Raw genomic sequence first — 12,406 nt, 5'->3', positions numbered from 1 at the left:
GCGCCGCCCGCGCACCCCGGAGGGTCGGGGGCATGAAGGGCATCAGCTACCGCCGCTACGGCGGACCCGAGGTGCTGGAGTACGGCGAGGTGCGCGACCCGAAGGTCGGCCCCGACCAGGTGCTGGTCCAGGTGCGCGCGGCGGCCGTCAACCCGGTCGACTGGAAGTGCCGCGAGGGCCGGCTCGACACCCTGCTGGACGCCGTCTTCCCGGTGATCCCCGGCTGGGACGTCAGCGGGGTCGTCGTACGGCCCGGGGCGGCGGTCACGGAGTTCGGCGTCGGCGACGAGGTCATCGGCTACGTCCGCGAGGACTTCCTGTCCCGGGGGACCTTCGCCGAGTACGTGGCCGCGCCCGTGCGCACCCTGGCCCGCAAGCCGCGCACCCTGTCGTTCGAGGAGGCCGCCGGTCTGCCGCTGGCCGGGCTCACCGCCTACCAGGTGCTGCACAAGGTGCTGGAGGTGAAGCGCGGCGAGACCGTCCTGGTGCACGCGGCGGCCGGCGGGGTCGGCTCCTTCGCGGTCCAGCTCGCCGCCCACACCGGTGCCCGGGTGATCGGCACCGCAGGCGAGCACAACCACGACTTCGTCCGCGGCCTCGGCGGCGAACCGGTGGCCCACGGGGAGGGCCTGGCCGAACGGGTGCGCGGGCTCGCCCCCGAGGGCGTGGACGCGGTCTTCGACACCATCGGCGGCGACACCCTCAGGACCTCCGCCAACCTGCTCGCCCCCGAGGGTCGGCTGGCGTCCGTCGCCGACCCGGCGGTGGTGGGCTACGGCGGCCGGTACGCCTTCGTCCGTCCCGACACCGCGGACCTCACCGCGCTCGCCGCCCTCGCCGACCAGGGGGTCCTCACCGTCCACGTGCAGGAGACGTTCCCGTTGGAGAGCGCGGCCGACGCCCACCGCCTCGGCGAGCGCAACCGCACCCGCGGCAAGATCGTGGTCACGGTGCCCTCGGACACCGGCCGGGACTGACGCGCTAGCGGGCGGGACCGAGCACCAGCGCCGCCGCGCACACCGCCGTCGCCACCGCGCACAGCACCGCCGCCGCCGCGTGGCGCGGGGCCAGCGCGGGCGGCGGGATGCCGGCGGACAACGCGCGGATACGGTGATGGGCCACGCTGAGGAAGGCCAGCCACAGCCCGCCGTACACCGCGCATCCGGCGACCGCCCCGGCAGCTCCGCCCCCGCGCAGCGCCGACCTCACGGCGAGGACGGCGGCCACGGTGGCGGACAGCGTGGTACGCCGCCAGGCCAGCCGGGTGCGCTCGGGCTGGAGCCCCGGGTCCCGGCCCGCCGGACCCGCCGCCACGCCCGTCGTCACCCCTCCCACCCGACCAGCACCACCAGGACCATCGCCACCGCCACCACCGCGACGACCAGGCCCAGCAGCGCGGGGAACCGGGACTCGGGCAGGTCCTCGCCGCGCCGCATCGCCCGCTCGCAGCGCACCCAGTGGTTCACCGCCCGCAGCGAGCACAGCACACCGGCGCCCAGCAACGCGAGCGCGAGACCGGCCCGCCACGCCCAGCGCAGGTCCGGCAGGAACTGGTCGACCGCGAAGCCGCCGCCGATCAGCGCGAGCGCCGTCCGCAGCCAGGCGAGGAAGGTCCGCTCGTTGGCCAGCGAGAACCGGTAGTCGGGCGTGCCGCCCTCGTCGCGTACCCGCTCCGGCGCGAACCACAGCCGGACGTTCCGTACCAAGTCGATCACACGACCGACCCTACCGGCGGCTCACCGGGACCGGAACGCCCCCAGGCGCTCGTACGCGGCGAGGCCGTCCGGCACCCACTCCCATTCGGTGAGCCGCCGCCCGACCTCCTCCTCGGTGAGGAAGGCGTGCCACTGCACCTCCTCGGGCTGGGGCCGCACCGGCAGGTCGCAGCGCACCTCGTACACCGCGGACCACCAGCTCCTGCCGGCACCGTCGTCGTAGAGGAAGGTGAAGAGGTGCTCCGGGCGCGGCAGCCCGGTGACGCCCAGCTCCTCCTCGGCCTCGCGCAGTGCCGCCGCGTCGTAGGACTCGCCCGCGCCGACGACCCCGCCGACGAACATGTCGTACAGGGACGGGAACACCAGCTTGGTGGCGGTGCGCCGGTGCACGAAGAGCCGGCCGGCCGCGTCCCGGGCCTGGACGAACACACAGCGGTGACGCAGCCCGCGGGCGTACGCCTCGCCGCGCGGGCAGCGGGCGACGACCCGGTCGTGCTCGTCGACGATGTCGAGGATCTCGTCAGCGGGATTCATGCCCGCCATCCAAGCAGGCCGGCGGGCTCAGCGGCGCTGGAGGTCCCGGGCCGACGGTTCCGTGCCCGTGGCGCCGCACGGCATCGCCGGGTGCATCCCCAGCAGGACGATGCCCGCCACCACGGCCGCGAGCCCGGCCGCCTCCCAGGCGAGCGCCCCGGTGTCGGTGCGCAGCCGGTCACCCAGGAACCCCACCCCGCACAGGATCCCGGCGAGCGGCTCGGCCGCGGTCAGCGCGGGCAGCGACATCCGCAGGGGAGCCGTCTCGAACGCGCTCTGCACCAGGACCAGCCCGGTGACCCCGCAGGCCAGCACGCCGTACGGCTGCCAGCTGGTGAGGAGTTCGGCGAGTCCGCCGTCGCCGAACAGGGTGCCGCTCACCCGGGTCAGCGCGTCCTGGACGCCGTACAGCAGGCCGGCGGCGGTGGCCAGCAGCACCGGGCCCCAGCTCAGCCGGGAACGCTTGGCGTACGCCGTCAGGACCAGCGCCACGCCCACCACGGCCCCGATGATCAGCCAGTGCCGCAGCGGATCGGCGACCGCCGTGCCGGCGCGCGGCTCGCCCGCCATGAGGAACGCGCTGACGCCCCCCGCGAGCAGCAGCAGCCCGGCCCAGCCCTGGCGGCCCAGCGACTGCCCGGTGCGGTAGCGGGACAGGGCGAGGGCGAACAGCAGGTTGGTCGCGAGCAGCGGCTCGACGAGCGAGATCTCCCCCTTGCCGAGGGCGACCGCGCCCAGCACCATGCCGGCCACCATCAGGCCGAGGCCGCCCAGCCAGCGCGGCATCCGCATCAGGTCGAGCAGCAGCCGGAAGGAGAGGAAGTCGCTGAGCGGTGCCTGCTGCGCCGCGTTCTGCTGGAGTACGAATCCGAAGCCCAGACAGCAGGCCGCGCTCACGGCGAGAACGAGAACCAGAACCGACACGCTGTGTACCTCATCATCCGGCCGGACCACGGGCGCGTAGTGGCCGACTGTAGCCTCCCCGGGGTGACATTGCCCCGGAAGCACCCGAAAGCGGGCAGTTGACTCGCCATGGTCCGGCGCCGGGGCGTCCGGCGCCATGGCGTACGCCACAACCGGCCCGGCCCGCGTTCCGCACGGTCCGTGGCATACGCCACAGGAAAAACCGCCGACCGGGCGGGCAGACCCCGGCCACCTGCGCCGGTTACACCAAGTTCCGCTCGGGGCAAGGCTGTTGAACGGTCGAACACCGGGATTCCGCTTGACGCAAGCCGTGGCTGCGGGTTTGCTGTCCGTGATCGGTTGATGGCAGCCCGAGAAAACAGGAAGCCCCCGGTGCCCCCTCTCCCGCCTGCGCCCGGCCTGCGCCGGGCCCCCACGGACGCGCCCGGCGCCCCCGCCGGGACCGACACCGCTGCCTTCGACGAGGCCCTCGGCGACGCCGGACTGCGCACCGCCCGCACCGCCCTGGCCCAGGGCCGCCGGCAGGCCGCGCGCTCCCTGCTGATCCACACCGGCGACGACTGGGACCGCCGCGGCCACCGCCTCACCGTCCTCGCCCGCGACCCCCGCGCCGCCGCCCGGGCCGGTGACTGGCTCGCCGCCGAGCCCGGCTCCGCCGACGCCGCCACCCTCCTCGCGCTCGCCCTGGTCCACCGCGCCCTGCGCGGCCGGGACGACGCCGGCCGGGCCCGCGAGGCCTGCGACACGGCCGCCGCGCTCGCCCCGGCCGACCCCACCCCCTGGCTCGGCCGGCTCCTGCTGGCCCGCGCCCTCGGCCCGGAGAGCGAACTGCTCGGGGCCTTCACCGAGCTGCGCCGCCGCCACCCCGAGCACCACCACGCCCACCACCTGCTGATCGCCCGCCTCGCCGAACGCCCCGCGGGCGGCCGGGCGGAGGTCCACGAGGCGTACGACGCCGCCGAACTGGCCGCCGCCGAGGCCCCCGCCGACTCACCCCTCGCCGTGCTCCCCGTCGTCGCCTACGCCGAGCGGTACCGGGTCCTGGCCGCCACCGGCCTCACCCCCGCCGACCCGGCCGCCTCCGGGCACTGGTCCGGCCCGCGGGCCCGCCGCATCCTGCGCACCTGCTTCGACTGGTGGCTGGAGTGGGAGCACGACGACCACCCGCGCCGCCACCTCGACCTCAACCACCTCGCCTTCGCCCTGACCTCGGCCGGCCGCCCGGCCGAGGCGGCCGCCCTCTTCCGGCGCATCGGCCGGCACGCCACCCCGGCCCCCTGGTCCTACGCCCACCGCGACCCCTGGGCGGCCTTCCGCGCGGCCCGCGGCCACGCCCTCGGCCGGTGAACGGCGGCGCCCCCGCGGCCGTACTCGGGGAAGAGATGACGAAAGTCTGACCGCTGCCCCCGACCCCTGGCCCCGCACGGACGGGAGTGCTCGAATGGGCCACGTGAACCCTGACCCACCCGAGGAACGGGACGGCCGGCCGGTCGGCCGCCGCATCTTCCTCGGCACCCTCGGCCTCGGCGCGCTCGGCGTGCTCGGCGCGCCCGTGCTCCAGCGCGGCATGGAAGGCTTCCTCGGCGAGGTCGCCGGCAAGGACCCCACGGGCCTGACCGGACTGCTGCCCAACGGCGGCGGATTCCGGTACTACTCCGTCGCCGCCTCCGTCCCGCGCCCGAGCCCCGCCGCCTACCGCCTCACCGTCGACGGCCTGGTCGACCGCCCGCACAGCTACACCCTCGCCGAGCTGCGCGCCCTGCCGCGCACCCGGCTCGTCCGGGACGTCCAGTGCGTCACCGGCTGGCGGGTCCCCGCCACCCCCTTCGAGGGCGTACGCCTCTCCGCGCTGCTGGACGCCGCCGGCGTCCACCGCTCCGCCCGGGCCGTCCGCTTCACCTGCTTCGACGGCACCTACACCGAGAGCCTCACCCTGGCCCAGGCCCGCCGCCCCGACGTCCTCGCCGCCCTGCGCATGCAGGACCAGGACATCGGCCACGACCACGGCGGCCCCGTCCGCCTCTACGTGGCACCCATGTACTTCTACAAGTCGGCCAAGTGGCTCTCCGGCATCACGGTCACCGACCGCGTCCGCCCCGGCTACTGGGAGGACCTGGGCTACGACGTCGACGCCTGGGTGGGCCGATCGAACGGACGCACCGATGCACCCACCGGCTGACGCCCCGGCCCGGCCGGCCACCCGCGTCCACCGCTTCACCCCGGCCGAACGTCTGGTGCACCGCGGCACGGCCGCGCTGATGGGCCTGTGCGTGCTGACGGCCGCCGTCCTCTACGTCCCGCAGCTGGCGATCCTCGTCGGCCGCCGCGAACTGGTCGTCCGCGTCCACGAGTGCGCGGGTCTCGCCCTGCCCGTCCCGTTCCTGCTGGGACTCGCCTCCCGCGCCTTCCGCACCGACCTCGGGTTCCTCAACCGCTTCGGCCCGCACGACCGGGTCTGGCTGCGCGCCGCCCTGCGCGGCGCCACCCGGCACGCCCCGCGCCCGGCCGGCAAGTTCAACGCCGGGCAGAAGGTCTACGCCGCCTGGATCGCCGGCGCCACCCTCGTCATGCTCGGCACCGGCCTGATGATGTGGTTCACCCACCTCACACCGCTGATGTGGCGCACGTCGGCCACCTTCGTGCACGACTGGCTGGCCCTGACCACCGGTGTCGTCCTGGCCGGCCACATCGGCATGGCCATGGCCGACCCGGAAGCCCGCAGGGGCCTGCGCACCGGGACGGTGAGCGAGGAGTGGGCCCGGCGGGAGCACCCCCTGTGGCGCCCCTGACCCCGGTGGCCCGCTCCCCCCGACCGACCCCGCCTAGACCACGAGGGACAGCAGCAGCACCAGACCGCCCGCGACCACGGAGATGATCGTCTCCATCAGCGACCACGTCTTGACGGTCTGCCCGACACTCAGCCCGAAGTACTCCTTCACCAGCCAGAACCCGGCGTCGTTGACCTGGCTGAAGAAGAGCGAGCCCGCGCCGATGGCGAGGACCAGCAGAGCCGTGTGCGTGGTCGACATGTCGGCCGCCAGCGGCGCCACCAGGCCGGCCGCCGAGACCGTCGCCACCGTCGCCGAGCCGGTCGCGAGCCGGATCACCACCGCGATCAGCCAGCCCAGCAGCAGCGCCGGGATCGACCAGTCCGCCGAGACGTCCAGGATCATCTTGCCCACCCCGGAGTCGATCAGCGTCTGCTTGAAGCCGCCGCCCGCGCCGACGATCAGCAGGATGCCGGCGATGGGCACGAGGCCGTCGTCGACGGTCCGGCGCAGCCGGTCCCGGGTGAACCCGGCGGCGCGGCCCAGCGTGAAGAACCCGACGAGCACGGCGGCGAGGAGCGCGATCAGCGGCGAACCGACGATGTCGAAGACGCGTTGCGTCGGGTCGGCGGTGTCGTCCACGACGATGTCCGCCAGCGCCTTGGCCAGCATCAGCACCACCGGCAGGAGCACGGTCGCGAGCGTCGCGCCGAAGCCGGGCCGCCGCTCCAGCTCCTCCGACGCGCGCTGCGGCAGCATCCGCTCCGGTGCCGGCACGTCCACCCAGCGGGCCGCGACCTTCGAGAACAGCGGACCGGCGATGATCACCGTCGGGATGGCCACGAGGATGCCGAAAGCCAGGGTGACGCCCAGATTGGCGTGCAGCGCGTCGATCGCGACCAGCGGGCCGGGGTGCGGCGGGATCAGGCCGTGCATCACGGACAGACCGGCCAGCGCCGGGATGCCGATGCGCATCAGGGAGTAGTTGCCGCGCCTGGCCACCAGCAGCACGACCGGGATCAGCAGCACGATGCCGACCTCGAAGAACAGCGGCAGACCGATCACCGACGCGATCAGCACCATCGCCCACGGCATCGCGCGCCCGCCCGCCCTGGCGAGGATCGTGTCGACGATCTGGTCGGCGCCGCCGGAGTCGGCGAGCAGCTTGCCCAGGATCGCCCCGAGCGCGATCAGGACGCCGACGCCGGCCACGGTCGCGCCGAGCCCGGCGGTGAAGCTGGTGATGGCCTTGTCGAGCGGCGCTCCGGCGACCGCCCCGAGCACCAGCGACCCGATGGTCAGGGCCAGGAAGGCGTGCAGCTTGAACTTGGTGATGAGCAGGACGATCACCGCGATGCCCACCAGGACGGCGATGCCCAGCTGGGCGTGTCCGGCGGAGGTGATCGGCGGAGGCGTGTCCGCTGCCAGCATCTCGACGCTGAGTCTGGTCACGGGGGTTCCCTTGCGGTTACGGAGAACGTGTTCGGAAGAAGGGGTCAGGCGGATGCGGCGGAAAGGGCGTCCAGCGCCCGCACGGCACGCTCGGTGATCTCCTGCGGGCCGCCGGCGACGTCCACGGCGACCCCCGGCTCGTCCGGCTCCAGCGGCTGGAGGGTGGCGAACTGGGAGTCCAGCAGCGCGGTGGGCATGAAGTGGCCCTGCCGCCGGGACATCCGCTCCTCGATCAGCCGCCGGTCACCGGTGAGGTGCAGGAACACGATCCCCGGTGCCACGGCCCTGAGCCGGTCGCGGTACGACCGCTTCAGCGCGGAGCTGCTGACCACCCCGCCGAGCCCGGCCCGGTCGTGCGCCCAGTGTCCGATGGCCTCCAGCCACGGCCACCGGTCGGTGTCCCGGAGCGGGATGCCGGCCGACATCCGGTCGATGTTGGCCTGCGGGTGGAAGTCGTCACCCTCGGCGTACGGCACGCCCAGCCGCGCGGCGAGCAGAGGACCGATCGTGGTCTTGCCCGTCCCCGCGACGCCCATCACGACGACGACCTGGGGGGTTCGCATCACTGCCTCGCTGTCTCCCTCGACATCCGACGCCACTGCGGCGTCGCCATACTGAAACTCATTAGGTACGACGAATTCAAGAGTGTGTGACATATAAGTCCGACTTTTTGTCTACGTGATCCGGGCCGTACGCTGAGTGCATGAGCACACCGGGCCGGGGCCTTCACGGCCGTGTACTGGACGCTCTCGGCCCCGCGATCACGGCGGGCGAGTACCCGCCGGGCAGCGTTCTGCGCACGGACGAACTCGCACAGCGCTTCGAGGTGTCACGCTCGGTGATGCGCGAGGCGGTCCGCGTCCTGGAGTCGATGCACCTGGTCGCCTCCCGCCGCCGGGTGGGCGTGACGGTCCGCCCCAAGGCCGAGTGGAACGTCTACGACCCCCAGGTCATCCGCTGGCGCCTCGCGGGCGCCGACCGCCCGCACCAGCTGCGGTCCCTGACCGTGCTGCGCTCCGCCGTCGAACCCGTCGCCGCGGGTCTCGCCGCCCGGCACGCCACGGCCGGGCAGTGCGCCGAGCTGACCGCGTGCGCCCTCGGCATGGTCGCCAACTCCCGCGGCCACCGGCTCGACCAGTACCTGGTCCACGACGTCGCCTTTCACCGCGCCGTCCTCACCGCGTCCGGCAACGAGATGTTCGCCCGCCTCGGCGACGTCGTCGCGGAGGTGCTGGCCGGCCGCACCCATCACGAGGTCATGTTCGAGGACCCCGACCCGGCGGCCGTCACCCTGCACGTACAGGTCGCCGAGGCGGTCCGCGCGGGCGACGCGGCCCGCGCCGAGGAACTGACCCGCCAGATCACCGTCGGCGCCCTCCACGAACTGGACGTCCTGGCCCCCTGACCGCCGAGCGCGGATGCGGGCGGCAGCCGGGTCGGTGCGCTGGTCCTGGCCGCTCGTCGGGGGTCCGCCGGGGTTCGTCGACGGGCGGCACGGCCGCGGCGCCCGGTCCGGTGCCGGGACCGGGCGGGGCGTCGGTCGGGGCAGTCGCCGTACACGTACCGGACGCCGGTGACGCGAGGCCCGACGGGGGCGCCGGCCTGACCGCTGGGGGTTCGCGGGCAGCTACCGCGCCCGTTGGCGTGCGGGGCCCCGCACCGGGGGCGGGCTCGTGCCCTCACCAGGTTCCAGCGGGCACGCGTGCGCTCACGGTCGGCTGTGCGGGCCCGGACCGGTACGGCGGTCTCCGGCCGGTGGTCCGGCGTCGCGGTCCCGGACCGTGTGGGGCGTGCGGGGAACCCGCAAGGGGCGCACCGGCAGTGGCGGCAACTCGTCCGGGTCCGGGACGAGCGGGCGCCGCAGGCCTGCGGGGACCTGTGCCCGGGTGGCCGGCCGAGTACTTGTCCGGGGTCGGGCCGGAGACCGGTACCCAGGTGGGCGTCCCCGGCCGGTAGCTCGTCCGGGAGTTCTCGGCGCCGAACCCACGGGGGTGCGCCCGGGCCCGCTGGGGGGCGTCCGGAGGGTTGCTCGTCCGGTGAGCCGCGTTCGTCGGGCGCCGAGGCCCGGGCCGGTGCGGGCGTTGCCCGGTGGGGGTCAGGCGTCCGGGAAGTCGCCGTCCACGTAGACCCACGCCCCGGCCACCCGCTCGAACCGGCTGCGTTCCAGCAGCGAGCCGCCCCGGTAGGAGGCGCGGAAGGTGACCGTGCCCGTCGTGTGGAAGGCCGACCCCTCGGTGGAGCCGAGGACCTCAAGCCCGGTCCACCGCGTCCGCGGATCGAGGTCCAGCCGTTCCGGCCGCGTCCGGGGATGCCAGGTGCGCAGCAGGTAGCCCGCGTCCCCCCGCACGAACGCGCTGTACCGCGACCGCATCAGCAGTTCCGCCGTCGGCGCGGCGGCCGGGCCGCAATGGAAGCGCCCGCAGCAGGCGTCGTAGGGCCGGGGCAGCCCGCAGGGGCACGTGCGCGAGGTCATGGCCCACATTCTGCCCGCGGCCGGGGGGCGCCCGCCCGCGCGGGGGTGCACAGTGGAAGGGGGCTCCACCGGCGCCCCCACCGGGCCGTGGCGCGCGGGGAGGAGGGACCGACGATGACCCGACCCCTGGGCAGCCGCCCTCCCGGCGTCAGGGAGTGGCGGCTGAACCTGTACCTGTGCGAGCGCGACCCGGACACCACGGCCCGGATCGTCCTGGACACCGGCGACGGTGTCCTGGAGAGCCGAGCCGAGGCCCGCCGCAGCCCCTACGACCCGGCGGTGCCGGACATCGGCGACGAACTCGCCGCCGGCCGTGCCCTCATCGCCATGGGCCGCCTGCTGCTCCGCGCCGCCGACGGCGACATGCGGGCCACCGGCACGCCCGCGGCGGACGCGGGCCTGCCGCCGCTCTGGCTCACCCGGGAGTGATCCCCGGCCCGGCCCCCGCCGGGGCAACGCGAAAGGCCCCCGCATCGCGGGGGCCCTGCTGGTGTCCGAGGGGGGACTTGAACCCCCACGCCCGATAAAGGGCACTAGCACCTCAAGCTAGCGCGTCTGCCATTCCGCCACCCGGACAAGGTGTCTGTCGTGCGAGATTTCCCTTTGGGCGGGGTTTCCCTCGCGGCGACGAAGGAAACATTACCAGGCTTTCCGGGGTGGCCGATCACCCCCCTTGCCCCGGCCACGGCCCCGGTCGCCCACGCGTGAACGGCGTGTGACGGGCCCGGCCCCGTCTTGGGCCGGGGTTGCGCCCGGGGAGAGGATGGGGGGAACCACCAGCAGTGACAGCGGGAGGAAGCAGCGTGAGCGAGACGGACACGGCCAGGAGCGTCACCGGTGAGGACGAGGTCGTGGACCTCTGCCGCGAGCTGATCCGGTTCGACACCAGCAACTACGGCGACCACTCCGGGCCCGGCGAGCGGAAGGCCGCCGAGTGGGCCGCCGAGAAGCTCGCCGAGGTCGGACTGGAGCCGCGGATCTTCGAGTCGCACCCGGGCCGCGCCTCCACGGTGGCCCGCATCGAGGGCGAGGACCCGTCCCGGCCCGCCCTGCTGATCCACGGTCACCTGGACGTCGTACCGGCCAACGCCGACGACTGGACCCACCACCCCTTCTCCGGCGAGATCGCCGACGGCTGCGTGTGGGGGCGCGGCGGCGTCGACATGAAGGACATGGACGCCATGACGCTGGCCGTCGTGCGGGACCGGCTGCGCAGCGGTCGCCGGCCGCCGCGGGACATCGTGGTCGCCTTCCTCGCCGACGAGGAGGCGGGCGGCACCTACGGCGCCCGCTACCTGGTCGACCACCACCCCGAGCTGTTCGAGGGCGTCACCGAGGCGATCAGCGAGGTCGGCGGCTTCTCCTTCACCGTGAACGAGCAGCGGCGGCTCTACCTGATCCAGACGGCCGAGAAGGGCATGCACTGGATGAAGCTGACCGTGGCCGGGACCGCCGGGCACGGATCGATGATCCACCGCGACAACGCGATCACCGAGCTGTCCGAGGCCGTCGCCCGCGTCGGCCGGCACAAGTTCCCGGTACGGGTCACCAAGACCACCCGCGCCTTCCTCGACGAGCTGGGCGACGCGCTCGGCACCCGACTGGACCCCGAGGACATGGAGTCCACCCTGGCCCGACTCGGCGGCATCGCCAAGCTGATCGGCGCGACCCTGAGCAACACCGCCAACCCCACCCAGCTGAACGCCGGCTACAAGGTCAACGTCATCCCGGGCGAGGCCACCGCCCACATCGACGGCCGGTTCCTGCCCGGACACGAGGAGGAGTTCCTCGGCGACATCGACCGGCTGCTCGGGCCGCACGTCCGCCGGGAGGACGTGCACGCCGACAAGGCGGTCGAGACCGGCTTCGACGGCGCACTGGTGGAGGCCATGCAGTCCGCGCTGCTCGCCGAGGACCCCACGGCCAAGGCCATCCCCTACATGCTCTCCGGCGGCACCGACGCCAAGTCCTTCGACGACCTCGGCATCCGCGGCTTCGGCTTCGCGCCGTTGAAGCTGCCGCCGGAGCTGGACTTCGCGGGCATGTTCCACGGCGTGGACGAGCGGGTGCCGGTGGACGGGCTGCGGTTCGGCGTGCGGGTGCTCGACCGGTTCATCGACGCGTCGTGAATCGGGCAGCCGTACGAGATCGCCCGAGAGGGTGAATGCGACGATAGGTTCGTAGCTTCATCAGTCCCTCCTCGTTACAGCTGATGTGACCCCGCACCTTGGGGTCGCATTGCCAACTAGGAGGAACAATGATCAAGAAGATCGTCGCCGCCGCGGCCGTCACCGGTGGCCTGGTTCTCGCGGGCGCGGGCCTCGCCGTCGCCGATGCCGGTGCCCAGGGCGCCGCTGTGAACTCCCCGGGTGTGGCCTCCGGCAACGTCGTCCAGGTGCCCGTGCACATCCCGGTGAACGTGTGCGGCAACACGATCGACGTGATCGGGCTCCTGAACCCCGCCTTCGGCAACGCCTGCGTCAACAAGTGAGGCCGGCCCCCCGTGGGACGTCACTCCCGAGGGGGCCTCTTACACGAGC

15 protein-coding genes and 1 tRNA gene are annotated in these 12,406 nt (G+C 74.0%); 8 read left to right on the top strand and 8 right to left on the bottom strand.

The genetic code is table 11. The features are described from left to right. Window positions 1–32 precede the first annotated feature (32 nt). Window positions 33–977, top strand: coding sequence for an NADP-dependent oxidoreductase (locus tag ACIQVT_RS17730; protein WP_403753789.1), 945 nt, complete (start codon window positions 33–35; stop codon window positions 975–977). A gap of 4 nt (window positions 978–981) precedes the next feature. On the opposite strand, the gene ACIQVT_RS17725 is transcribed toward ACIQVT_RS17730, so the two are convergent. Genes ACIQVT_RS17725 through ACIQVT_RS17710 form a run of 4 tightly spaced genes read right to left on the bottom strand, consistent with a single transcriptional unit; the run spans window position 982 to window position 3,173 of the window. Further along, a complete protein-coding gene (locus ACIQVT_RS17725; protein ID WP_403753786.1) occupies window positions 982–1,326 on the bottom strand; it encodes a DUF202 domain-containing protein in 345 nt (114 codons plus the stop codon). Next, complete coding sequence (locus ACIQVT_RS17720; protein WP_403753783.1) at window positions 1,323–1,715, bottom strand: YidH family protein; 393 nt, start codon at window positions 1,713–1,715, stop codon at window positions 1,323–1,325. Before ACIQVT_RS17720 ends, ACIQVT_RS17725 begins: the two co-directional genes overlap by 4 nt. Before the next feature lie 21 nt (window positions 1,716–1,736). Next, on the bottom strand, window positions 1,737–2,249 hold the full coding sequence (locus tag ACIQVT_RS17715; RefSeq protein ID WP_403753780.1) for an NUDIX hydrolase: 513 nt from the start codon (window positions 2,247–2,249) through the stop codon (window positions 1,737–1,739). Between the two features lie 27 nt (window positions 2,250–2,276). Further along, on the bottom strand, window positions 2,277–3,173 hold the full coding sequence (locus ACIQVT_RS17710) for a DMT family transporter (protein WP_403753777.1): 897 nt from the start codon (window positions 3,171–3,173) through the stop codon (window positions 2,277–2,279). A gap of 372 nt (window positions 3,174–3,545) precedes the next feature. Between ACIQVT_RS17710 and ACIQVT_RS17705 the strand changes: the two genes are divergently transcribed. From ACIQVT_RS17705 to ACIQVT_RS17695, 3 genes are all read left to right on the top strand, one after another. After that, on the top strand, window positions 3,546–4,520 hold the full coding sequence (locus tag ACIQVT_RS17705) for a hypothetical protein (RefSeq protein WP_403753774.1): 975 nt from the start codon (window positions 3,546–3,548) through the stop codon (window positions 4,518–4,520). Between the two features lie 94 nt (window positions 4,521–4,614). Next, a complete protein-coding gene (locus ACIQVT_RS17700; protein WP_403753771.1) occupies window positions 4,615–5,352 on the top strand; it encodes a molybdopterin-dependent oxidoreductase in 738 nt (245 codons plus the stop codon). Continuing rightward, a complete protein-coding gene (locus ACIQVT_RS17695) occupies window positions 5,336–5,962 on the top strand; it encodes a cytochrome b/b6 domain-containing protein (protein ID WP_403753767.1) in 627 nt (208 codons plus the stop codon). The genes ACIQVT_RS17700 and ACIQVT_RS17695 overlap by 17 nt, the downstream gene beginning before the upstream one ends. A gap of 33 nt (window positions 5,963–5,995) precedes the next feature. Here ACIQVT_RS17695 and ACIQVT_RS17690 read toward each other — a convergent pair whose 3' ends face one another. Together ACIQVT_RS17690 and ACIQVT_RS17685 are read right to left on the bottom strand one after the other, a co-directional pair. Continuing rightward, on the bottom strand, window positions 5,996–7,393 hold the full coding sequence (locus ACIQVT_RS17690) for a gluconate:H+ symporter (RefSeq protein WP_403753764.1): 1,398 nt from the start codon (window positions 7,391–7,393) through the stop codon (window positions 5,996–5,998). A gap of 44 nt (window positions 7,394–7,437) precedes the next feature. After that, on the bottom strand, window positions 7,438–7,956 hold the full coding sequence (locus ACIQVT_RS17685; protein WP_403753761.1) for a gluconokinase: 519 nt from the start codon (window positions 7,954–7,956) through the stop codon (window positions 7,438–7,440). 140 nt (window positions 7,957–8,096) lie between these two features. Here ACIQVT_RS17685 and ACIQVT_RS17680 point away from each other — a divergent pair, with 140 nt between their 5' ends. After that, the gene (locus tag ACIQVT_RS17680) at window positions 8,097–8,798 is read left to right on the top strand and encodes a FadR/GntR family transcriptional regulator (RefSeq protein ID WP_403753758.1); all 702 of its coding nucleotides are present in this window, start codon (window positions 8,097–8,099) and stop codon (window positions 8,796–8,798) included. Window positions 8,799–9,488: 690 nt separating this feature from the next. On the opposite strand, the gene ACIQVT_RS17675 is transcribed toward ACIQVT_RS17680, so the two are convergent. Next, window positions 9,489–9,866 carry a YchJ family protein gene (locus tag ACIQVT_RS17675; RefSeq protein ID WP_403753755.1) on the bottom strand — a complete coding sequence of 126 codons (378 nt, stop codon included), beginning with the start codon at window positions 9,864–9,866 and terminating at the stop codon, window positions 9,489–9,491. A 114-nt stretch (window positions 9,867–9,980) separates the two neighbouring features. Here ACIQVT_RS17675 and ACIQVT_RS17670 point away from each other — a divergent pair, with 114 nt between their 5' ends. Next, complete coding sequence (locus ACIQVT_RS17670; RefSeq protein WP_403753752.1) at window positions 9,981–10,295, top strand: dsRBD fold-containing protein; 315 nt, start codon at window positions 9,981–9,983, stop codon at window positions 10,293–10,295. Window positions 10,296–10,354: 59 nt separating this feature from the next. On the opposite strand, the gene ACIQVT_RS17665 is transcribed toward ACIQVT_RS17670, so the two are convergent. After that, a tRNA-Leu gene (locus ACIQVT_RS17665) sits at window positions 10,355–10,442 on the bottom strand. 227 nt (window positions 10,443–10,669) lie between these two features. Here ACIQVT_RS17665 and ACIQVT_RS17660 point away from each other — a divergent pair. Both ACIQVT_RS17660 and chpH read left to right on the top strand, forming a co-directional pair. Beyond that, window positions 10,670–11,995: a M20/M25/M40 family metallo-hydrolase gene (locus ACIQVT_RS17660; protein WP_403753749.1), complete on the top strand. Its 1,326-nt coding sequence runs from the start codon at window positions 10,670–10,672 to the stop codon at window positions 11,993–11,995. A 128-nt stretch (window positions 11,996–12,123) separates the two neighbouring features. Beyond that, window positions 12,124–12,357: a chaplin ChpH gene (chpH, locus tag ACIQVT_RS17655; protein ID WP_403753746.1), complete on the top strand. Its 234-nt coding sequence runs from the start codon at window positions 12,124–12,126 to the stop codon at window positions 12,355–12,357. Window positions 12,358–12,406 lie beyond the last annotated feature (49 nt).

Origin of the sequence: Streptomyces sp. NPDC100445 (assembly GCF_044759735.1) — a bacterium.
GTDB lineage: Bacteria > Actinomycetota > Actinomycetes > Streptomycetales > Streptomycetaceae > Streptomyces.
This window is presented reverse-complemented; position numbering and strand designations above follow the sequence as displayed.

Bases quoted from the DNA above. Each gene is read 5' to 3' on its own strand.
- ACIQVT_RS17675 (WP_403753755.1), bottom strand. From the start codon at position 9,866: ATGACCTCGCGCACGTGCCCCTGCGGGCTGCCCCGGCCCTACGACGCC.
- ACIQVT_RS17730 (WP_403753789.1), top strand. From the start codon at position 33: ATGAAGGGCATCAGCTACCGCCGCTACGGCGGACCCGAGGTGCTGGAG.
- ACIQVT_RS17670 (WP_403753752.1), top strand. From the start codon at position 9,981: ATGACCCGACCCCTGGGCAGCCGCCCTCCCGGCGTCAGGGAGTGGCGG.
- chpH (WP_403753746.1), top strand. From the start codon at position 12,124: ATGATCAAGAAGATCGTCGCCGCCGCGGCCGTCACCGGTGGCCTGGTT.
- ACIQVT_RS17685 (WP_403753761.1), bottom strand. From the start codon at position 7,956: ATGCGAACCCCCCAGGTCGTCGTCGTGATGGGCGTCGCGGGGACGGGC.
- ACIQVT_RS17695 (WP_403753767.1), top strand. From the start codon at position 5,336: ATGCACCCACCGGCTGACGCCCCGGCCCGGCCGGCCACCCGCGTCCAC.
- ACIQVT_RS17700 (WP_403753771.1), top strand. From the start codon at position 4,615: ATGGGCCACGTGAACCCTGACCCACCCGAGGAACGGGACGGCCGGCCG.
- ACIQVT_RS17715 (WP_403753780.1), bottom strand. From the start codon at position 2,249: ATGAATCCCGCTGACGAGATCCTCGACATCGTCGACGAGCACGACCGG.
- ACIQVT_RS17680 (WP_403753758.1), top strand. From the start codon at position 8,097: ATGAGCACACCGGGCCGGGGCCTTCACGGCCGTGTACTGGACGCTCTC.